Genomic DNA, 19,644 nt, shown 5'->3' on the forward strand with positions numbered 1-19,644 from the left:
CCCCGGTTCTCGCGGCGACCCTCGCGCAGACCGCTTCGCCTCTAGCTTCCCATGACCGAACGCGGGCACGGTGGCGGCGGACTGCTGCGCAGCCCGGGCAACCCGTGGTGCCCTGGCGTCCCCTTTGGACGTCACTTCGTGGCATGGAGGTGGTGCCTGCGGCCAATCTGTGGCCAGATTCCCCGCCTTGGAGCTGTACCCGCACCTACCGCTCGCTGTGGTGCTCTTGAAAGCTGCGATGGTCCACTCACACCCCGACCCAGTGATCAGCTACACCGAGGACGCGACCTGAAGATGGGGTGCCAACCGCCGCCTTGTCGCTGATCAGAGGATCAGGCCAGCGGCGCGAACTCCGTGGCTGTCCAGCACGACGGCATGCTCGAAGCCGCCGAGCATCGTGACGCTGCTGAGGTCGCGAGACCGCTCACCCGGACCGCGCACATGGATCCCCTTCGGGTCGACGTAAACGCGGACGTCGCCGTATCTGATGTCCAGGCGGCTGACGACGACGCGCCCGGGCGTCTCGAACGTTGCTTGGAACTGGAAGTCACGCAGGCCATTGCGCAAGGTCAGCTCTCGGCCGACGAAGTCGATGTCCCAAGTACCCGAGGAGTAGGTGAGCTCGTTTTCCTCGATGGAGAGGATCTTCTGGCCGTTCCGGTCACGGATCATGGCACTCAGCAGCAAGTGTCCATCCCGGAAGTCGAAGACCAGGACCTCATCACCGTTGACCAGGATGGGAACCAAGCGGGCTTTCGAGGCGAGGAATCGATTGTTGCCGCCGAGAACGAACTCGCAGCGGCTCCCCGAGAAGTGGAAGCCGTACGGTTCGCTGACGTCGTGGGTCTTGTTGAACGGGGCCTTGTTCGCGGCGATGACGGTCTCGCGCGGTAGCAGCTTCTTGGTCTTCTCCGAGTGGTGTCGGTCGCATAGGAGTGTCAGTTCCTCCTCCTTGTGCGTGCCGGTCACTGCATAGTCGAACATGTGGTCGTACTCGTACAGGGGTAGGCCGCAGATGACGCACCCGAAGTGGCAGCGCTGCCGGACGTGCCGTCTCACCTCGGCGGAGATCTTCTTGCGTTCCACCTTCACGAAGATCCTCATCCTTGTTGGCGTGTCGGACTGCATGCTCACATGTGGGGATACGGGAACTCACCGTAGAGGGCAGCCGGAGGCTCCATGCGCGATTTGCGTGCAAGAGTGCTGCCGTCGGCGGAGGTTCGGACTCACCACCCTGGTCGCCCGATGGTCTTGATCTGGACGTCCAGTGGACGGGGTGACGAACCGATAGCCGAATGTAGTGCTCGCGAGCAGGTGAGAGGCATCCAAGGCGCTTCGGGGCGAACGGACTGTAAATCTGCCGGCTCTGCCTACATAGGTTCGAACCCTATACCCGCCACCAGGGAACGGGAGCGCCCCTCACCTGCGGAAACGCAGGCGAGGGGCGCTTCGTCGTGCTGCGGCGGAACCGCTGGTCCGCTGACGCGCGGTCCCGCCACGGGGCGCCGGTCCTGGGTCGGCGGCGGCCGTGCGGAGTGATTCTCCGACGGCCGACCCCGGCCTGAGCCGCGCCTGTTCCCGGCCTGCCTGCCCCGGAGGCTCTGTGCGCGGCGGATGGGCGCGAGTAGGGTCGCAGCAGCCCCATGGCCGATGGCCGAACCCGGTTGTCACAGGGGCGTGGTAGAAAACGGGTGATCCGGTGGGGGAGCGCCGGGCTCGACGGGTGGGGCAGGGGGTTCGGTATGGGCGAGGTAGTGACCGTGCGTGAGGCCGCAACCGCGGATCTGGACGCCGCCGTGGCGCTGTGGACGCTTTCGCATGTCGTGAGGCGCAACGGCAGGCCCCTGCCGGAGGCTCACATCACCTCGGTCCACGACCGGATGGCGTCGCCGGAGGCCTTAGTCCTGCTGGCCCATGACGGGGAGTCGGACCCGGAGTCGGACCGTGAGCCGGGCAAGGAGCCCGAGAAGGAACCCGACAAGGAGTCCGAGCACGGATTCGGCATCATCGGCACCATCATGGGCATCCAGGGGCGCGAGAGCGACGGCGCGGGGCCGCCGATCGCCGGGCTGGTGCACATATCCCTGCTCAGCGTCGCCCCCGACCGCTGGGGCCAGCACATCGGACGGCTGCTGGTCGAGCAGACCATCAACCGCGCCGTGGCCCGCGGTTTCAACCAGGCCCAACTCTGGACCCACGCCGACAATCTGAGGGCCAACCGGCTGTACAAGGCGATGGGGTTCCGCCGCAGCGGCCGGGTCAAGGTGGACGACTGGGGCGAGCTACTGGTCCACTACCGCCGCGCGCTGGTCACCTGACCTCCCGCCCCTGACGGGGCACGGCCGGCGCGGTGGCCTCGGCGAACTCCCGTACCGCGCTGGTCCGGCTGACCACGCGGCCGCCATGCACCACCACTCTGCTGTGCCCGCCGGACAGCACCCCGCGCAGGGTTTCCCCGCGCACCGCGAGGATGTCCGCCGAGGAGCCCGCCGCCATCAGCACCGGAGCCAGCCCGACCGCCGACCGTGCCGCACCGCTGACCCGCTCGTACGCCTCCGCCTCGTCCAACTCGCCCGAGGCGGCCAGCAGGAACGCCGACTCCAGCGGATCCACCCGGCCGACCGGATTCGCCAGGTCCCGCAGGGCGCCGCTGCCTGCGGCCACCGCGACCCCGGCCGCCAGCAGCCGCCGGACCGGCGCCCGCTGCGGGACCCTGGCCCGGCCCGGCCCGCGCTCCGGCGCGGCTCCCACGCAGTACCCGCTCTGCGGCAGCAGCACAACCGCCATCCCGGCCGAGGCGAGCCGTTCGATGCCCAGCGCCGCCTCCTCGGGGCGCAGCAGGTCGAGCGCCGCGCACGGGCCGACGGTCACCTGTTGCGGGAACTGGCCGAACACGGCCGCGAGCCGCGCCAGTCGGAGCGGATCCCCCAGGTCGGCGTGGAGGTCGACCGGCCTCCGGCGCTCCACGGCGAGGGCCGCCACCACATCCAGGTGGGCCTCCGGATCCGGGTCCTCCTCGGGGCAGCCGCCGACGGCGTGCGCCCCCATGGCCAGCGCTTCGCGCAGGGCCGCGCGCCCCTCCGCGCCGGCCCGCCCGGTCAGCGGGCCCGGCAGCGGGACCACCTGAAGCTCCATCAGTCCGTGCAGGGCACGGGCCGCCTGCAGCGCGGCGGTCACCGCGGTCAGCCCATGGACCCCGCCGATCCGCACATGGGTGCGCTGCACGGTGGCGCCGTAGCCGAGCCCGCTCAGCGCGGCCTCGGTGATCCGACGCTGCAAGGCCTCGGTACCCTCGGCGGCGGAGTCCTCGGCTCCGCTGCCGGCGTCGCTGTCGGCTCCGCCGCCGGCGCGGCTGCCGACGCGGCCGCCCGCAGACGGTGCTCCGGAACCCGATTCGACCGGCGGCGTGGCGCTGAAGGCCTGGTCCAGATGTGCGTGCGGCTCGGTCGGGGCCGGCAGCAGCAGATACCCGGTGAGGTCCAGCCGGTCCGGTGCGCTGAGGCTGCCCGCCGGCCCGACCGACTCGATCCGGTCGCCGAGGATCCGTACGTCAACCGCCCGGCCGTCGGCCTGCCGGGCACCGGAGAGCAGCAGAGCAGGTCCAACAGGGGCGGTCGGTTCACCGGCGGGCGTCTCGGCGGGCATCCGCTGCTCCTTCCCGCCGGGGCTCATGATCGCTGCTTGCGAGCCTAGGCCGCGGGTGCGGACCCGGCAGGGAGGCGCGCGGGCGCTCCGGGAGCGTTACCAGGGCGCGGCGGGAGGCAGCGGCGGGGTCGTTGCCGGGGTTCTCTCGGGCGAACGTCTGAGCTGCGATGCAACGTCAGCGTGGACTGCCCGGAAGGGCGGGATGCCGCTCCAGGCCTGGGATCGGCGGGGGCGGAAACGGATTTCACGGATCGGCCGGGGAGCGTGTAATGTCTTCCTCGGCCAGCCCCTATAGCTCAGTCGGTAGAGCGTCTCCATGGTAAGGAGAAGGTCTGCGGTTCGATTCCGCATGGGGGCTCGGATGAGAGGGTGCCCCGCTTCGGCGGGGCGCTCAATCGTCGTGGCGGTGTAGCTCAGTTGGTAGAGCAAGCGGCTCATAATCGCTGTGTCACCGGTTCAAGTCCGGTCACCGCTACCACGCCGTGTAGCCGATTGTAGGGTAACCCTCCCGGTCGGCTACTCTTGTCTGTGTTCATAACGTTGTCTGTCCGAGGAAGGCACTCCTGTGGCCGCCACTGATGTCCGCCCGAAGATCACGCTGGCCTGCGTGGAGTGCAAGGAGCGGAACTACATCACCAAGAAGAACCGGCGTAACGACCCGGACCGTCTTGAGATGAAGAAGCACTGCCCCCGTTGCAACTCGCACACCGCGCACCGCGAGACCCGCTGACCACTGCGTTCCATCGCACGTCCGGCGATATCGCCAAGGCTGTAACGGCGAAGGCCGCCCCCACCCGTGGGGGCGGCCTTCGCTGCGTCGCGGCCGGTTACCTTTCTCCTTGAACGCCGTCTCCCTTGAACGCGTGTCCCCTGGACGCCGTGTCCTCAGGACGCCATGTCATCCGGACGGCGTGAACGACTTGCCTACTGACGTGTTGTACGACGAGGAGCTGCCCATGCCGCTCGACCCTTCCTTCATCGGGCGGAGCTACCCGCCCACCGCGGCCTACGAGGTCGGCCGCGAGAAGATCCGCGAGTTCGCCGAGGCCGTCGGTGACGCCAACCCCGCCTATCTGGACGCCGATGCGGCCAAGGCGCTGGGCCACCCCGATGTCATCGCCCCGCCGACCTTCCCCTTCCTGCTGACCTACCGGGCCGCGGCCCAGGTGGTGAACGACCCCGAGCTGGGCCTGGACTTCTCCCGGGTGGTCCACGGCGACCAGCGCTTCAGCTACACCCGTCCGGTGCGGGCGGGCGACCGGCTCTCGGTCACCTGCACCATTGATTCGATCAAGTCCCTGGCCGGGAACGACATCCTCACGGTCCGTGGCGACGTCCACGAGGAGAGCGGCGAGCACGTGGTGACCGCCCACATGATGCTGGTGGCCCGCGCCGCCGAGGGGGAGTGACGATGACCGCACAGGTGAACTACGACGAGGTCGAGATCGGTGCGCAGTTGCCGGCCGGCTCTTTTCCTGTGACCCGCGCCACGCTGGTGCAGTACGCGGGCGCCTCCGGGGACTTCAACCCCATTCACTGGAACGAGGCGTTCGCCCGCTCGGTCGGCCTGCCGGACGTGATCGGACACGGCATGTTCACCATGGCCGAGGCGATCCGGGTGGTCACCGACTGGCTGGGGGACCCCGGCGCGGTGCTGGAGTACGGCGTCCGCTTCACCAAGCCGGTCGTCGTTCCCAATGACGAGGCCGGTGCCGTGATCGAGGTAACCGGCAAGGTCGCGGCCAAGCTGGAGGACCGCCGGGTCCGGGTGGACCTGGTGGCCACCAGTGCCGGCGAGAAGGTGCTCGGCATGTCCCGCGCCGTGGTCCAGCTGGCCTGACCTGTGGTGGCCTGATCCGTGGTGACGCAGGCGGTGATACAGGCGGTGACGCAGGCGGTGATACAGGCGCCCCCCGGACTTCACTCAAGACTTCCGGAGGGGCGCTTCTCGCTTTCCCGACCTGCCGGTCAGCCCTTGCGGAGTTAGTAATCAGCCACTAACTTTAAACCCATGGCGAAGACGAGCGTGCGGATGTCGGCGGAGGAGCGGCGTGAGAGCGTCATCCGCGCCTCCTTGGTCGAGTTTGCCGAGCGCGGCTACCACGGCACCTCCACCCAGGCGATCGCGACCCGGGTCGGCGTGTCCCAGCCCTATCTCTTCCGACTCTTCCCCAGCAAGCGGGCGCTCTTCGAGGCCGTTGTCCGGCGCTGCATGGACGACGTCAGGGACACCTTCCTGAAGGCCGCCGAGGGGCTGGAGGGCCAGCAGGCACGCGAGGCCATGGGGCTCGCCTATGTCGAGTTGATCACCGACCGCACCCGGCTGCTGATGCAGATGCAGATGTACGTCTCCACCTTCGCCGCTGAGTCGGCCGGTGACGCCGAGGTGGGGGAGGCGGTCCGGGCGATGTGGGTCGAGCTCTGGGATGCCGTGTCGACGGCCGCCGGGATGACCCCGGAGGAGGCCACCGGCTTCTTCGCCCACGGCATGCTGATCAACGCACTGGTCGCGATGGGCTTCCCGCCGGAGCACCGGCTCTGGCAGGGCTTCGGCGACGCCCCGGGCTGTTAGGGCCGGTCTGCCCCGACCGACGCGGACCGCCCCCTTCCCGAGCCCTCTCCCGCCCTCGAAAGTTATTGATCAATAACTCATCAGGTTCCCCCCGAGCCGGGGGGCATCAACCAAAGGGAACCGTCATGCGCAAGGGAAACCCAGCAGTCTGGGCCTTCGTGATCACCAGCACGGCCGGTTTCATGGCCGCGCTGGACAACCTGGTCGTCACCACCGCCCTGCCCTCCATCAGGACCCACCTCGGAGGTGGGATCACCGACCTGGAGTGGACCGTCAACGCCTACACCCTCACCTTCGCGGTGCTGCTCATGCTCGGCGCGGGGCTGGGCGACCGCTTCGGCCGCCGCCGCCTCTTCACCGTCGGCCTCGGCCTGTTCACCCTGTCCTCGCTGGCCGCGGCGCTGGCGCCGGGCATCGGCGAGCTCATCGCCGCCCGCGCCGCCCAGGGCGTCGGAGCCGCCCTGCTCACCCCGGTCAGCCTGACCCTGCTCACCTCGGCCGTGCCGCCCGCCAAGCGCGGTCTGGCCTTCGGCGCCTGGGGCGCGGTGAACGGCATGGCTGTCGCCATGGGACCGCTGATCGGCGGCACCGTGGTCGAGCACCTCTCCTGGCAGTGGATCTTCGCCCTGAACGTCCCGATCGGGCTGGCCCTGCTGCCGCTGGCCCGACTGCGGCTGACCGAGAGCCGCGGTCCCAACAGCCGCCTCGACATCCCCGGCACCGCCCTGGCCAGTGCCGCTCTCTTCGGCATCGTCTTCGCCCTGATCCGCGGCAACGCCGACGGCTGGACCAGCTCAACCGTGCTGGCCGCCCTGGTCTCCGGCATCCTGCTGCTGGTCGGATTCGTCGTCTGGGAACTGCGCACCGACGCCCCGCTGCTGCCGATGCGGCTGTTCCGCAACCGTGCCTTCGCCGCCGTGAACAGCGCCTCACTGCTGATGTCGCTGGGCATGTTCGGTTCGATCTTCCTGCTGAGCCAGTGGCTGCAGACCGCCCAGGGCTACAGCCCGATGGAGGCCGGCGTCCGGATGCTCCCGTGGACCGCCATGCCCATGCTCGTCGCCCCGCTGGCCGGGATGCTGGCCGACCGGATCGGCGGAAGGATCATCATCGCCGCCGGGCTCGCCCTGCAGGCCGGCGGACTGGTCTGGTTCGCCCTGATCACCGCCGCCCATGTCTCCTACGGTTCGCAGATCCCGGCTCTGGTCCTCTCCGGCGTGGGGATGGCGCTCTTCTTCGCCCCGGTCACCACGGTGCTGATGGGATCGGTGCGGCCGGAGGAGCAGGGGGTCGCCTCCGGTGCGAACAACGCCTTCCGGGAGATCGGCGGAGCCCTCGGTGTGGCGGTGCTCACCTCGGTCTTCACCGCCAACGGGGACTTCAGCAGTGCCCAGCGCTACGCCGACGGCCTGGGCCCGGCGATCTGGGTCGGCGCGGCCGCGATCGCCGCCGCCACCGTGGCGGCGCTGATCGTCCCGCGGTGGCGCCGCGCCGCCGCCACGGTCCCGGACCCGACGGACGCCGGGGACGCTGCGCCGGCCCTCAGCCCCGCCGCCTGACGGCGCCGTCCGGACCGGCCCTGCCCGCCGGGCACTCCCGATCCGCCCGATCCGCCCGGTCGCCCCGTCCGCCCCAGATAGGGCGGGCGGGGCGGCTCCGGGTCCACCCTTAGGCTGGTCCCGTGCAGGAACTCCAGGACGCCCCCCTCGCCCCGCTGACCACCTTCCGCCTGGGCGGACCGGCCCGAAGGCTGGTGACCGCGACCACCGACGCCGAGGTCGTCGAGACCGTCCGGCAGGCGGACCGCTCCGGCGAACCGCTGCTGGTCCTCGGCGGCGGGAGCAATCTGGTGATCGGGGACAAGGGCTTCGAGGGCACGGTCCTGCACATCGCGACCCTCGGCCGCAGCCTCGACGGAACGGTGCTGGAGGCGGCGGCCGGCGAGGTCTGGGCCGATCTGGTCAGCGAGACGGTGCTCCGGCACGGCCTGGCCGGGATCGAGTTCCTGGCCGGCATCCCCGGCTCGGTCGGTGCCACGCCGGTCCAGAACGTCGGTGCCTACGGGCAGGAGGTCGCCGACACCGTCACCGAGGTCGTCGCCTTCGACCGCGCCACCGACCGCGTGGTCACCCTGGCCGCGGCCGACTGCGACTTCTCCTACCGGAACAGCCGGTTCAAGGCCGCGCCGGAACGCTATGTGGTTCTCCGGGTCCGCTTCGCCCTGGAGGACGCCGGCGGCCGCTCCACTCCGGTCCGCTACGCCGAGGCGGCCCGTACCCTCGGCGTCGAGCCGGGGGAGCGGGCGGAGCTCACCGCGGCACGCGAAGCCGTCCTGAAACTGCGCGCCGGCAAGGGCATGGTCCTCGACCCGGACGACCACGACACCTGGTCGGCCGGCTCCTTCTTCACCAACCCGGTCCTGGCCCCCGAGCAGTTCGCCGCCTTCACCGCCCGGGTCCGCGACCGGCTCGGCCCGGAGGCCGCCTTCCCCGCCTATCCGGCGGCGGACGGCAGCACCAAGACCTCGGCCGCCTGGCTGATCGAGAAGTCCGGCTTCGCCAAGGGGTACGGCTCCGGCCGGGCCCGCCTCTCCGGCAAGCACACCCTGGCACTGACCAACCGCGGCCAGGCGACCACCGAGGACCTGCTGGCCCTCGCCCGGGAGATCCGCAGCGGCGTCCTGGCCGCCTTCGGCGTGACCCTGGTCATCGAACCCGTGCTGGTCGGCGTGGAGCTCTGACACCGGCGAAGGCCGCCCACGAACCGCACCCGCGAACCTCGTCCACGAACCTCGTCCGCGAACGCCGCCCGCCGGCTCAGCCCGTCAGTCGGCTCAGCCCACCAGCCAGCTGTCCACCCCGGCCAGCAGTTCCTTCTTCACGTCCTCCGGCGCCCGCGAACCGCGTACCGACTGCCGGGCCAGCTCGGCCAGTTCGGCGTCGCTGAAACCGTGCACGGTGCGCGCCGACTGGTACTGCTCGGCCAGCCGCGAGCCGAACAGCAGCGGGTCGTCGGCGCCCAGCGCCATCGGCACCCCGGCGTCGAACAGTGTGCGCAGCGGTACGTCCTCCGGCTTCTCGTACACGCCCAGCGCCACATTGGACGCGGGGCACACCTCACAGGTGATCTGACGGTCCGCCAGCCGCTGCATCAGCCGGGGGTCCTCGGCGGCGCGCACCCCGTGGCCGATCCGCCCGGCGCCCAGGTCGTCCAGGCAGTCCCGGACGCTGGACGGGCCCGCCAGCTCGCCGCCGTGCGGTGCGGCCAGCAGCCCGCCGTCCCTGGCGATGGCGAAGGCCCGGTCGAAGTCCCTCGCCATGCCCCGCCGTTCGTCATTGGACAGCCCGAAGCCGACCACGCCGCGGTCGGCGTAGCGGATCGCCAGCCGGGCCAGGGTGCGGGCGTCCAGCGGGTGCTTCATCCGGTTGGCGGCGATCAGGATCCTGATGCCGACCCCGGTACTCCGTGAGGCGTCCTGCACCGCCCCGAGGATCAGCTCGATCGCCGGGATCAGGCCGCCCAGCCTGGGCGCGTAGGAGGTCGGATCGACCTGGATCTCCAACCAGCCGCTGCCGTCGGCCCGTTCGTCCTCCGCGGCTTCCTGCACCAGCCGCCGGATGTCGTTCTCGTCGCGCAGCACCGACCGCGCCATGTCGTAGAGCCGCTGGAACCGGAACCAGCCGCGTTCGTCGGTCGCCCTGAGCTTCGGCGGGGTGCCGGAGCTCAATGCCTCGGGCAGGTGCACTCCGTGCCTGTCGGCGAGCTCCAGCAGCGTGGCCGGACGCATGGAGCCGGTGAAGTGCAGATGCAGATGGGCCTTGGGCAGCAGACGAACATCGCGGACGGCCGGCGCGGTGGGTACCTGTTCCATCCACAGATCTTTGCGTATTCAGCCTGATGGCGGAAAACAACCAGGTCAAGACGCTCGATCGGGTGAAAGTAGGGGCCCGTCGGCCCGGCCGCGGCCGGGCCGACGGGCCCCGGGTGTCAGGCCCCGGGGGAGGCCCCGGAACCACTCAGTCCTGGGCCTCGCCCAGCAGCTTCTGCAGTCGCGACACGCCCTCGACCAGGTCCTCGTCGCCCAGCGCGTACGACAGCCGCAGGTATCCCGGCGTCCCGAAGGCCTCGCCGGGAACCACCGCGACCTCGGCCTCGTCCAGGACCAGCGCGGCCAGCTCCGCGGACGACTGCGGCCGCCGGCCCCGGATCTCCTTGCCCAGCAGCCCCTTCACCGACGGGTACGCGTAGAACGCGCCCTCGGGCTCGGGGCAGACCACGCCGGGGATCTCGTTGAGCATCCGCACGACGGTCTGCCGGCGGCGGTCGAAGGCCGTCTTCATCTCGTCCACGGCCGCCAGGTCGCCGGAGACCGCCGCCAGCGCCGCCACCTGCGCGACATTGCTCACGTTGGACGTCGCGTGCGACTGCAGGTTGGTCGCCGCCTTGATCACGTCCTTGGGGCCGACCATCCAGCCGACCCGCCAGCCGGTCATCGCATAGGTCTTGGCGACCCCGTTCACCACGATGCACTTGTCCGCCAGCTCGGGCACGGCCACCGGCATCGAGACGAACTCCGCGTCCCCGTAGACCAGGTGCTCGTAGATCTCGTCGGTGAGCACCCACAGGCCGTGCTCCGCGGCCCAGCGGCCCACCGCCTCCACCTCGGCGCGGGTGTAGACGGCGCCGGTCGGGTTGGAGGGCGAGACGAACAGCAGCACCTTGGTGTTCTCGGTGCGCGCGGCCTCCAGCTGCTCCACCGTCACCTTGTAGCCGGTGGTCTCGTCGGCCACCACCTCGACCGCGACACCGCCGGCCAGCTGGATCGACTCCGGGTAGGTGGTCCAGTACGGCGCCGGGACGACGACCTCGTCGCCCGGGTCGAGGATCGCGGCGAAGGCCTCGTAGATGGCCTGCTTGCCGCCGTTGGTCACCAGCACCTGCGAGGGCTCGACGGTCCAGCCGGAGTCCCGCAGGGTCTTCGCCGCGATGGCGGCCTTGAGCTCGGGCAGTCCGCCGGCCGGGGTGTACCGGTGGTTCTTGGGGTCGCGGCAGGCGGCCACGGCCGCGTCCACGATGTAGTCCGGCGTCGGGAAGTCGGGCTCGCCGGCGCCGAAGCCGATCACCGGGCGTCCGGCGGCCTTGAGGGCCTTGGCCTTGGCGTCGACGGCGAGGGTCGCGGACTCCGCGATGGCGCCGATACGGGCCGAGACCCGACGGTCGGCCGGACGGATGCTGGGGTCTGGGTGGGGAAACGCAGCGCTCATGTCTGCATGCTCCCAGAAGCCGCGCCGCCCGGGCGGCGACGTTCACGGATCGACGCGTCCGCAGATCACCACCGGTCCTGCCGGGACTACCCATTCGACCAATCGCCGCTCCACCCCCTACACTCAAGCCTCGATGGTCCCGCCCGAAGGCTCAGGGGGCAGCGTTCACCGCGCAGCCACCCCGATACGGTAGGTTGGGCCTCGCGAATCCGCTGGTCGCGGATTCAAAGGGTCGTAGCTCAATTGGTAGAGCACCGGTCTCCAAAACCGGCGGTTGGGGGTTCAAGTCCCTCCGGCCCTGCTGGCCGCCCTGTTGCAGAACGGCAACAGGCGGTACCGTCAGCACTGCATTCCCGAGACCGCAAGCACTGCGGATCTCGCAACAGGTACCCGGATTCAGGTGAGGGACGAGTGACGGAGACCGTGGGCTCCACCGCGACACCTGACAGTGGTAACGCGGCGGACGAACAGAGCGAGACTCTGTCCCGCCGTGACCGCAAGCGTGCCAACAAGGCTGCGGGCAAGGACGGCAAGAAGAAGCGTGGGGATCGCCCCAACATCTTCGCCCGAGTGGCACTCTTCTACCGGCAGATCATCGCCGAGCTGCGCAAGGTCGTCTGGCCGAGCCGCAATGACCTCACCACGTACACGACCGTCGTCGTGGTCTTCGTCGTGGTGATCATGGCTCTGGTGTACGGCCTGGACACCGGCTTCTCGTCGCTCGCCAAGCTCGTCTTCGCCTGACCGGCGCTCTCCGCCGATCGGGTCGGCCCGGTCCGAGCCCTGTGGGACAACCCGGTCCGGGCGCTCCGCTACCGTTGTGTCGGTATCGTTGAGTATCCGAGCCGCCCGCAGCCAAGCCCTGCTTCTCCCTGTGGACGGTCCGGTACCGTCCCACCCTTCATCTCCAGGAAGAAGCAGCCAACGTGTCTGAGTCCCACCTGTACGACGCCGCGCAGGCCCCCGAGGCTGACGAAGCCGTCGAGTCGGCCGACGCTGCGGAGCAGGACGCGTCTGCGTGGGCCGAGGCCGACGACTCCGCCGAGCAGATCGTCGAGAACGCCGACGGTGACGAAGACGAGGTCGAGGCTGCCGACGCCGCCGCCGGCGGGTCCTCCGAGGAGGAGGCGCTGACCGTGGTCTCCGCAGACGAGTCCGAGGCCCTCGAAGCGGCGGAGGAAGCCGAAGCCGAGGTCACCGACATCGAGGTCACCGAGGTCACGGAGGCCGACGAGGTCGAGGTCGACCCGATCGTCGCGTTCCGCGAGGAACTGCGCACCGCCGCCGGCGAGTGGTACGTCATCCACACCTACGCCGGCTACGAGAACCGGGTGAAGTCCAACCTGGAGCAGCGCGCCGTCTCGCTCAACGTCGAGGACTACATCTACCAGGCCGAGGTGCCCCAGGAAGAGGTCGTCCAGATCAAGAACGGCGAGCGCAAGACGACCCGCCAGAACAAGCTCCCCGGCTACGTGCTGGTCCGAATGGACCTCACCAACGAGTCCTGGGGCGTGGTCCGCAACACCCCCGGCGTCACCGGCTTCGTCGGCAACGCCTACGACCCGTACCCGCTGACCCTGGACGAGGTCGTCAAGATGCTCGCCCCCGAGGTCGAGCGCGCCGCCGCCCGCGAGGCGGGCCGCCCGGTGCAGGTCAGCTCCTCCGAGATCCAGGTCCTGGACTTCGAGGTCGGCGACTCGGTCACGGTCACCGACGGCCCCTTCGCCACCCTCCAGGCGACCATCAACGAGATCAACCCGGACTCCAAGAAGGTCAAGGGCCTGGTCGAGATCTTCGGCCGGGAGACCCCGGTCGAGCTCTCCTTCGACCAGATCGCCAAGAACGACTGACGCCGACCGTTCGCAGCACTGCCCGACCGAGCACCGCCCGGGGGCCCCGTACCGCCGAGGTACGGGGCCCTCGGGCATGGGTAGACCCCTGCCACAGAGGGCCCCACCGGGCCTGCGGGGGGAGCCGGGATGGATGTCGCAGCGCTGGTCGCACTGCTCTACCGGGGGGCCGGCGCCGAGCACCGCCTGAGTGCGGACCTGGTGATCCGGCGGGACCCGGAGGCCGAACGCCGGCTCACCGACCTGGGCAACCGGGCGGTCCGCGCCATGGTCTCCCGGTCCGGCAGCTACCTCCCGGAGGCCATGGCCGAGCCGGCCGAGACCGAGGCCGAGGAGGCCATCGAGCTGACCGCCGCCCCCGCCGGCCGCTACCGGTTCGAGCGTCCGGCCCGGGCGGAACTGCTCCTGGGCGACGGCGCCGTCCACTGGAGCCGCACCGGGGACCGGGGCGCCAGGTCCGGCTACGGGCCGCCCCACGACGCGCCGGCGCTGCTGATGCTGGTCCCGACCTGGCTGCTCACCGGCCACCAAGTGAGCGGTGTCCAGCCGACCACGGAGTCCGGCCGGCCGGCGGTTCGCTTCCGGGCGACCCCGCGCCGGGGCGGCCCGACGCTGACCTCCCGGGCACGGCAGTACGGCATCGAGTACCTCGACGCGGTGGCCGACGCCGAGCACGGCGTCCTGCTGTCGCTCACCGAGGTCTTCGAGGGACGCCCGGTCCGGACCCTCCGGCTGATGGATCATCAGTTCGACGGTCCCGAGCCGGACGCCTGCCGCTTCACGCTCCCGGACGTGGCGACGGTCGGCGGTCCCGACGCCGGCGCATGGGCGCCTCCTCCGCAGGCCATGGCCGAAGGCGCCCGGTCCGGGCTGCTGCTCCTGGCCCGCGTCGCCCTGGACCGCGGGTACCGGCAGGGCTTTCGGGCCGCGATGGACCCGCAGGACGGCGGGCCCTGGCCGGACCGGTTGGACCCGACGGTGGTCCCCAGCGAGGACGAGCCGCCCTCGGTCGCCGAACTGGCCCTGCTGCTCTACCGGGCCGGGCTGGAGGGCCGCGCGGTGGCGGCGGAACTGCACCACTGGATCGACTACCGGGCTCTGGCCGGCGCCGCCGAACCGGACCTCCCCGGCCCGGACGGCTCGGTCGGCCCGGACGGCTCGGACAGTGAGGGCGGCCAGGACGGCCCAGGCGGCCCGCGCACCGGCTACCGGACCGTCCGGTTCCTGGTCCGCGACCCGGAGCACTACCGGGTCGAGCAGTTGCGCGGAGCGGACCCGACCACCGCGCCGCTGGTTGCCCGCGACGGCGCCCGGCAGTACCGCCGGTTCCCGGACCGCCTGGTGCTGGCCGAGGCGGACGCCCTGGAGTCCCAGGTCGACCGCATGGTCGACCCCTCCTGGCTGCTCGGCGCCGAGCTCACCCCGCTCGGCTTCGCCGACTGCGCAGGCCGCCGGGTGATCCGCGCCCGCGCGGTGCGCCGGCGCTGGAGCGTCCCCGGCCATGAGACGGTGTACTCGGAGCGGACCGAGCTGTTGATCGACGCCGGCACCGGGGTGCTGCTGAGCCTCACCGGTCTGGAGGGCGACCGCATAGGGCAGCGCCAACTGCTGTGCGACCTCAGCTTCCCGGACTCCGTCGACCCCGGGGAGTTCGTACTCACCGCCCCGCCCGGCACTCCCACGGTGGCGTTCTCCGGGGGGCCGCTCGGGGACGCCGTCCTGCCGAAGCCGGTCAAGTCCGCCGTCGAGACCGCGGCCCAGGTGCTGTCGGGCGTCGTGTCTTGCGTCGTGGCGGCCGGCATCCGGTTCGGCGAGCGCCGGGAGCGCGCCGCCGAGGCCGCCGAACGGCCCGCGGATCCACCCCGCGAGGCGTGATTTCGGATCGCTGCACCTTTCGGGCTATCCTGGTTCGATGTGTGCGCGGAGCCGGACCGTTCGGTCGGCGAGCCGCACGGAAACCCAAGGCCCCGCCGCCGTGCTTCCGCACGCCGGTCGGGAACACCTCTCGTAAGGACCCGGAGAGAGCATGCCTCCCAAGAAGAAGAAGGTCACGGGGCTTATCAAGCTCCAGATCAACGCCGGTGCGGCCAACCCCGCGCCGCCCGTCGGCCCTGCCCTGGGTCAGCACGGCGTCAACATCATGGAGTTCTGCAAGGCCTACAACGCCGCGACCGAGTCGCAGCGTGGCATGGTCGTGCCGGTGGAGATCACGGTCTACGAAGACCGCTCCTTCACCTTCATCACCAAGACTCCGCCGGCCGCCAAGCTGATCCTCAAGGCCGCAGGCGTGGACAAGGGCTCCGGCGAGCCGCACAAGACCAAGGTTGCCAAGATCACGGCTGCCCAGGTCCGCGAGATCGCCACCACCAAGCTGCCCGACCTGAACGCCAACTCCCTGGAGCAGGCCGACAAGATCATCGCGGGCACCGCCCGTTCGATGGGCATCACCGTCGAGGGCTGAGCACTCCTCAGCGCTTGAACGGTCGTGGTAGGGCCGAGCGCGGCCCGCAGCCACCACAACTCCACGTCTTTAATCCACACAGGAGCAGCAGTGAAGCGCAGCAAGGCTCTGAACGCCGCGGCGGAGAAGATCGACCGCGAGCGTCTGTACGCCCCCCTCGAGGCGATCCGCCTCGCCAAGGAGACCTCCACCTCCAAGTTCGACGGCACCGTCGAGGTCGCCATGCGTCTGGGTGTCGACCCGCGCAAGGCCGACCAGATGGTCCGCAGCACCGTCAACCTCCCGCACGGCACCGGCAAGACCGCCCGGGTCCTGGTCTTCGCGACCGGTGACCGCGCCGAGGCCGCGCGTGCTGCGGGCGCCGACATCGTCGGCGCCGACGAGCTGATCGACGAGGTCGCCAAGGGCCGCCTGGACTTCGACGCCGTCGTGTCCACCCCGGACCTCATGGGCAAGGTCGGTCGTCTGGGCCGCGTGCTCGGCCCCCGCGGCCTGATGCCGAACCCGAAGACCGGCACCGTGACCCCGGACGTGGCCAAGGCCGTGACCGAGATCAAGGGCGGCAAGATCGAGTTCCGCGTCGACAAGCACTCGAACCTGCACCTGATCATCGGCAAGGTGTCCTTCGACACCGAGAAGCTGGTCGAGAACTACGCGGCCGCCCTGGACGAGGTGCTCCGCGCCAAGCCGTCCGCCTCCAAGGGCCGGTACATCAAGAAGGTCGCGATCAGCACCACGATCGGCCCCGGCATCCAGGTCGACCCGAGCCGTACGCGCAACCTCCTCGTCGAGGAGGACCCCGCTGCGGTCTGATCCCTGATCAGTCGGTAACGGCAGTCCGACGGGCCGGTCCCCCTTCCGCAACGGAAGGGGGACCGGCCCGTCCTCGTGTCACTGCCCCGGTGTAGCGTCTGCGCACAGATCTCGTACGAATCACTGGGGGGTTCCACATGCGCCGCACAGGTGCGATATGTCTCGCCGTCACCACCGCCGCGGCCCTGACCGCGCTGTCTGCCTGCTCGGCCTCGGCCACCAAGGCAGCCTCGACCGCAGCCGCCAACGGCGCCGGCGGGGCCAAGAGCGCCGTCCTGACCGTCGCCGACGCGCTGTCGCTGACGACCAAGAAGACGTCGTCCTACACCTCGTCCAAGGTGAGGATGACGATGGTGGTGCCCAAGGTCGGCAGCACGGTGATGACCGGGTCGATGTCCCGCAATCCGCTGGCGATGGACATGACGATGACCAATCCGCAGCTTCCGCAGGGGATGCGGGTGCTGATGTCCGGTACCACCGAGTACATGAACATGGGCGACGCCGGCGCCAAGGAGTTCAACGGCAAGCACTGGCTGAAGATGGACTTCTCCACCATGGGCGCCGAGGGCAAGGCCCTGGCCGATGCCCTGAACAAGAGCAACACCCAGTCCCCCTCGACCTCGGTCAAGCTGCTGACCTCCTCCGGGGACGTGAAGCGGATGGGCACGGAGACCGTGGACGGCGTCTCCACCACGCACTACGCCGGCACCGTGGACCTGAAGAAGCTCTCGGCCTCCGACCCGGACCTCAAGTCGCTGCTGGACTCGGCCACGAAGCTGGGGATGACCACCGAGACCGTGGACATGTGGGTCAACGACCAGAACCTGCCGGTCAAGGTCCACGAGACCGCCACCAGCTCGCAGGGCCCGGTGGACACCACCATCGAGTACTCCGACTTCGGCAACACTCCGGTGACGGTCACCCCGCCGCCGGCGAGCGACACCGAGGACCTGTCCTCACTCGGCAAGTAGCGGACCGCCGGACGGCGGCGCAGGAGCCGTCCGGCGGGCGATTTGCCCGCCGGGCGGCTCATCACGTACCTTGGTCCTTGCCACAGACCGCTGGTTGTCGTCGCGTGCCCTGCAAGGGGCGGACGTGATGACCGAAGGCTCCGCGAATGCGGACGACCCGCGCAGGATGGATGAGGACAATCGCGCTCCGGATGCATGCCGCCAGGCATGTCCCCCGTTGAGCATGTGAAGCCCCGTGCGCCTGCGCCGGGGCCGTTCTGTTTTTCTCGAACACTTTCTTCCGGCGGTACGGGCGTAGCAGGTCGACTCAACGGTCGGCCACGCATCGACATCACGGAAGGAGGCGTAAGCCTATGGCAAGGCCCGACAAGGCTGCTGCTGTCGCAGAGCTGACGGACAAGTTCCGTGGCTCCAACGCGGCGGTGCTGACCGAGTACCGCGGTCTGACCGTGGCGCAGCTGAAGACGCTGCGTCGCTCGCTCGGCGACAACGCCAATTACGCCGTGGTGAAGAACACGCTGACCAAGATCGCGGCCAATGAGGCCGGGATCTCTGAGCTCGACGACCTGTTCTCGGGTCCGACGGCTGTCGCCTTCGTCGCCGGTGACCCGGTGGAGTCGGCGAAGGCTCTGCGTGACTTCGCCAAGGACAACCCTGCGCTGATCATCAAGGGCGGTGTCCTTGACGGTAAGGCGCTGTCCGCCGATGACATCAAGAAGCTCGCGGACCTCGAGTCCCGCGAGGTGCTGCTCGCCAAGCTGGCCGGTGGCCTGAAGGCGTCGATGGCCAAGGCCGCCGCCACCTTCCAGGCTCCCCTCACGGAGTTCGCCCGCACCGCGGAAGCTCTCCGGGCCAAGGTCGAGCAGGGCGGTGCCGGTACGCCGGCTCCCGCCGCCGAGGACGAGGTGGCGGAGTAACCACTCCGCCGTCCCTGCCTTGCAGCGGGCCCGTACGCCCGCCTATCCGTACATCCGGCACCTGCCGAAATAGTGGAAGGACGCCATCATGGCGAAGCTGTCCCAGGACGAGCTGCTCGCGCAGTTCGAGACCCTGACCCTCATCGAGCTCTCCGAGTTCGTGAAGGCGTTCGAGGAGAAGTTCGACGTCAAGGCTGCCGCCCCCGTGGCCGTCGCCGCCGGTGGTGGCGCTGCCGCCGTCGCCGAGGTCGCTGAGGAGCAGGACGAGTTCGACGTCGTCCTCACCGCCGCCGGTGACAAGAAGATCCAGGTCATCAAGGAGGTGCGCGCCCTCACCTCCCTCGGCCTGAAGGAGGCCAAGGACCTCGTTGACGGCGTGCCCGCCACCGTCCTGGAGAAGGTTGCCAAGGACGCGGCCGAGAAGGCCAAGGCTGCTCTCGAGGGCGCCGGCGCTTCCGTCACCGTCAAGTAATTCCGGTCACTCGGGTTACTGACAGGCGGTTCGCCCGCCGGCCGTGAGGCCGGTACGAACCTCTGAACCGAGGCGTTCACCCTGACGGGTGAGCGCCTCGGTTTTTTGTTTGCCGGGTCTGACCGCCGCTCACCGTGCCCCTGCTGTCCGGTCTATGACGATTCGCCACTTCTGTCGCCGAGGTGCTCCCCAGCGCCTCCCGGGGCGAGTATGGTGATCGTCGTCGCTGCGGGTACGACCTGTCCGCAGCGGGCGCCGCAGGCGTCCGGGTCCCCTCCTGGAGCCGAACCAGCGGTCGCCGCGCGGCCACCCCACCAGGGCAGTCGCCCGGCCCGACCGCCGGCCCCGGAAGCCGGGCGGGAGCCCCCGCCGAGGGGCGTCCGGACGAGTCCTCCGAGGGGTTCCCCGGGGGCTCGCCCTTGACGAACCGCACGCGGCGCGCAATTCTCAGGACGCGAGGTTGTGCCTCCACCGGGAGGTCGCGGCGGGCAGCGCAGCGAGCACGGCGGCGGCATGACAGCGGCACGGCAGCGAGCAAATCTCAGGTTCCAGGCATGGAACCGGGGTGTGGTGGGGAATACACACCCAGTAGGCAGTAACCGCCCCAGGGGCGCCCTCGACAGGGGTTGCACCGCGAGGTAGGGAGTTCGAAGATTCGGTCTCCGAATCCGGACTGGAC

Annotated in this window: 19 protein-coding genes and 3 tRNA genes; 18 read left to right on the forward strand and 4 right to left on the reverse strand. The window is 70.1% G+C overall.

What is annotated here, in order from left to right; genetic code table 11:
• Window positions 1–324: 324 nt before the first annotated feature.
• Window positions 325–1,104 carry an HNH endonuclease signature motif containing protein gene (locus TR46_RS17430; RefSeq protein ID WP_152626541.1) on the reverse strand — a complete coding sequence of 260 codons (780 nt, stop codon included), beginning with the start codon at window positions 1,102–1,104 and terminating at the stop codon, window positions 325–327.
• A 638-nt stretch (window positions 1,105–1,742) separates the two neighbouring features.
• On the opposite strand from TR46_RS17430, the gene TR46_RS38060 reads away from it, so the two are divergent.
• The gene (locus tag TR46_RS38060) at window positions 1,743–2,318 is read left to right on the forward strand and encodes a GNAT family N-acetyltransferase (RefSeq protein ID WP_052432889.1); all 576 of its coding nucleotides are present in this window, start codon (window positions 1,743–1,745) and stop codon (window positions 2,316–2,318) included.
• On the opposite strand, the gene TR46_RS17440 is transcribed toward TR46_RS38060, so the two are convergent.
• Complete coding sequence (locus tag TR46_RS17440; protein WP_042401548.1) at window positions 2,311–3,645, reverse strand: amidohydrolase family protein; 1,335 nt, start codon at window positions 3,643–3,645, stop codon at window positions 2,311–2,313. The two genes, TR46_RS38060 and TR46_RS17440, sit on opposite strands and share 8 nt — an antisense overlap.
• Before the next feature lie 285 nt (window positions 3,646–3,930).
• Here TR46_RS17440 and TR46_RS17445 point away from each other — a divergent pair.
• From TR46_RS17445 to TR46_RS17480, 8 genes are all read left to right on the forward strand, one after another.
• A tRNA-Thr gene (locus tag TR46_RS17445) sits at window positions 3,931–4,003 on the forward strand.
• A gap of 44 nt (window positions 4,004–4,047) precedes the next feature.
• A tRNA-Met gene (locus tag TR46_RS17450) sits at window positions 4,048–4,123 on the forward strand.
• Window positions 4,124–4,210: 87 nt separating this feature from the next.
• Complete coding sequence (gene rpmG / locus TR46_RS17455; RefSeq protein WP_006604855.1) at window positions 4,211–4,375, forward strand: 50S ribosomal protein L33; 165 nt, start codon at window positions 4,211–4,213, stop codon at window positions 4,373–4,375.
• Window positions 4,376–4,601: 226 nt separating this feature from the next.
• The gene (locus tag TR46_RS17460; protein WP_042401551.1) at window positions 4,602–5,054 is read left to right on the forward strand and encodes a MaoC family dehydratase N-terminal domain-containing protein; all 453 of its coding nucleotides are present in this window, start codon (window positions 4,602–4,604) and stop codon (window positions 5,052–5,054) included.
• 2 nt (window positions 5,055–5,056) lie between these two features.
• Window positions 5,057–5,485, forward strand: a complete 429-nt coding sequence (locus tag TR46_RS17465) for a MaoC family dehydratase (RefSeq protein ID WP_042401553.1) — start codon at window positions 5,057–5,059, stop codon at window positions 5,483–5,485.
• A 171-nt stretch (window positions 5,486–5,656) separates the two neighbouring features.
• Entirely contained in the window at window positions 5,657–6,217 is a 561-nt protein-coding gene (locus TR46_RS17470) for a TetR/AcrR family transcriptional regulator (RefSeq protein ID WP_236655365.1), read from the forward strand.
• 125 nt (window positions 6,218–6,342) lie between these two features.
• Complete coding sequence (locus TR46_RS17475; RefSeq protein ID WP_042401558.1) at window positions 6,343–7,776, forward strand: DHA2 family efflux MFS transporter permease subunit; 1,434 nt, start codon at window positions 6,343–6,345, stop codon at window positions 7,774–7,776.
• A gap of 122 nt (window positions 7,777–7,898) precedes the next feature.
• A complete protein-coding gene (locus tag TR46_RS17480) occupies window positions 7,899–8,957 on the forward strand; it encodes a UDP-N-acetylmuramate dehydrogenase (RefSeq protein WP_042401562.1) in 1,059 nt (352 codons plus the stop codon).
• 93 nt (window positions 8,958–9,050) lie between these two features.
• Here TR46_RS17480 and TR46_RS17485 read toward each other — a convergent pair whose 3' ends face one another.
• Window positions 9,051–10,088 (reverse strand): adenosine deaminase, encoded by a 1,038-nt coding sequence (locus TR46_RS17485; protein WP_042401563.1) that lies wholly within the window; start codon window positions 10,086–10,088, stop codon window positions 9,051–9,053.
• A 145-nt stretch (window positions 10,089–10,233) separates the two neighbouring features.
• The gene (locus TR46_RS17490; protein WP_042401566.1) at window positions 10,234–11,481 is read right to left on the reverse strand and encodes a pyridoxal phosphate-dependent aminotransferase; all 1,248 of its coding nucleotides are present in this window, start codon (window positions 11,479–11,481) and stop codon (window positions 10,234–10,236) included.
• A gap of 228 nt (window positions 11,482–11,709) precedes the next feature.
• Between TR46_RS17490 and TR46_RS17495 the strand changes: the two genes are divergently transcribed.
• From TR46_RS17495 to rplL, 9 genes are all read left to right on the forward strand, one after another.
• Window positions 11,710–11,782: transfer RNA gene (locus tag TR46_RS17495), tRNA-Trp, on the forward strand.
• A gap of 110 nt (window positions 11,783–11,892) precedes the next feature.
• The gene (gene secE, locus TR46_RS17500; protein ID WP_042401569.1) at window positions 11,893–12,225 is read left to right on the forward strand and encodes a preprotein translocase subunit SecE; all 333 of its coding nucleotides are present in this window, start codon (window positions 11,893–11,895) and stop codon (window positions 12,223–12,225) included.
• A 182-nt stretch (window positions 12,226–12,407) separates the two neighbouring features.
• Complete coding sequence (nusG, locus tag TR46_RS17505; protein WP_042401571.1) at window positions 12,408–13,331, forward strand: transcription termination/antitermination protein NusG; 924 nt, start codon at window positions 12,408–12,410, stop codon at window positions 13,329–13,331.
• 129 nt (window positions 13,332–13,460) lie between these two features.
• Complete coding sequence (locus tag TR46_RS17510) at window positions 13,461–15,206, forward strand: hypothetical protein (RefSeq protein WP_042401573.1); 1,746 nt, start codon at window positions 13,461–13,463, stop codon at window positions 15,204–15,206.
• 151 nt (window positions 15,207–15,357) lie between these two features.
• Window positions 15,358–15,792 carry a 50S ribosomal protein L11 gene (gene rplK / locus TR46_RS17515; protein WP_042401576.1) on the forward strand — a complete coding sequence of 145 codons (435 nt, stop codon included), beginning with the start codon at window positions 15,358–15,360 and terminating at the stop codon, window positions 15,790–15,792.
• A 90-nt stretch (window positions 15,793–15,882) separates the two neighbouring features.
• Entirely contained in the window at window positions 15,883–16,605 is a 723-nt protein-coding gene (gene rplA / locus TR46_RS17520; protein WP_042401580.1) for a 50S ribosomal protein L1, read from the forward strand.
• 137 nt (window positions 16,606–16,742) lie between these two features.
• On the forward strand, window positions 16,743–17,576 hold the full coding sequence (locus TR46_RS17525; RefSeq protein WP_052432890.1) for an SCO4651 family lipoprotein: 834 nt from the start codon (window positions 16,743–16,745) through the stop codon (window positions 17,574–17,576).
• A gap of 353 nt (window positions 17,577–17,929) precedes the next feature.
• Entirely contained in the window at window positions 17,930–18,493 is a 564-nt protein-coding gene (gene rplJ, locus TR46_RS17530) for a 50S ribosomal protein L10 (protein WP_030251668.1), read from the forward strand.
• 88 nt (window positions 18,494–18,581) lie between these two features.
• Window positions 18,582–18,965: a 50S ribosomal protein L7/L12 gene (gene rplL / locus TR46_RS17535; RefSeq protein ID WP_042401584.1), complete on the forward strand. Its 384-nt coding sequence runs from the start codon at window positions 18,582–18,584 to the stop codon at window positions 18,963–18,965.
• The last annotated feature ends 679 nt before the right edge of the window (window positions 18,966–19,644 follow it).

Source organism: Streptacidiphilus carbonis (assembly GCF_000787775.1).
In the GTDB taxonomy this organism is placed as follows: Bacteria; Actinomycetota; Actinomycetes; order Streptomycetales; family Streptomycetaceae; genus Streptacidiphilus; species Streptacidiphilus carbonis.

Bases quoted from the DNA above. Each gene is read 5' to 3' on its own strand.
- TR46_RS17485 (WP_042401563.1), bottom strand. From the start codon at position 10,088: ATGGAACAGGTACCCACCGCGCCGGCCGTCCGCGATGTTCGTCTGCTG.
- rplK (WP_042401576.1), top strand. From the start codon at position 15,358: ATGCCTCCCAAGAAGAAGAAGGTCACGGGGCTTATCAAGCTCCAGATC.
- TR46_RS17490 (WP_042401566.1), bottom strand. From the start codon at position 11,481: ATGAGCGCTGCGTTTCCCCACCCAGACCCCAGCATCCGTCCGGCCGAC.
- TR46_RS38060 (WP_052432889.1), top strand. From the start codon at position 1,743: ATGGGCGAGGTAGTGACCGTGCGTGAGGCCGCAACCGCGGATCTGGAC.
- TR46_RS17465 (WP_042401553.1), top strand. From the start codon at position 5,057: ATGACCGCACAGGTGAACTACGACGAGGTCGAGATCGGTGCGCAGTTG.
- TR46_RS17475 (WP_042401558.1), top strand. From the start codon at position 6,343: ATGCGCAAGGGAAACCCAGCAGTCTGGGCCTTCGTGATCACCAGCACG.
- TR46_RS17430 (WP_152626541.1), bottom strand. From the start codon at position 1,104: ATGAGGATCTTCGTGAAGGTGGAACGCAAGAAGATCTCCGCCGAGGTG.
- TR46_RS17525 (WP_052432890.1), top strand. From the start codon at position 16,743: ATGCGCCGCACAGGTGCGATATGTCTCGCCGTCACCACCGCCGCGGCC.
- TR46_RS17510 (WP_042401573.1), top strand. From the start codon at position 13,461: ATGGATGTCGCAGCGCTGGTCGCACTGCTCTACCGGGGGGCCGGCGCC.
- TR46_RS17470 (WP_236655365.1), top strand. From the start codon at position 5,657: ATGGCGAAGACGAGCGTGCGGATGTCGGCGGAGGAGCGGCGTGAGAGC.
- TR46_RS17460 (WP_042401551.1), top strand. From the start codon at position 4,602: ATGCCGCTCGACCCTTCCTTCATCGGGCGGAGCTACCCGCCCACCGCG.
- rplJ (WP_030251668.1), top strand. From the start codon at position 17,930: ATGGCAAGGCCCGACAAGGCTGCTGCTGTCGCAGAGCTGACGGACAAG.
- TR46_RS17440 (WP_042401548.1), bottom strand. From the start codon at position 3,645: ATGCCCGCCGAGACGCCCGCCGGTGAACCGACCGCCCCTGTTGGACCT.
- rplL (WP_042401584.1), top strand. From the start codon at position 18,582: ATGGCGAAGCTGTCCCAGGACGAGCTGCTCGCGCAGTTCGAGACCCTG.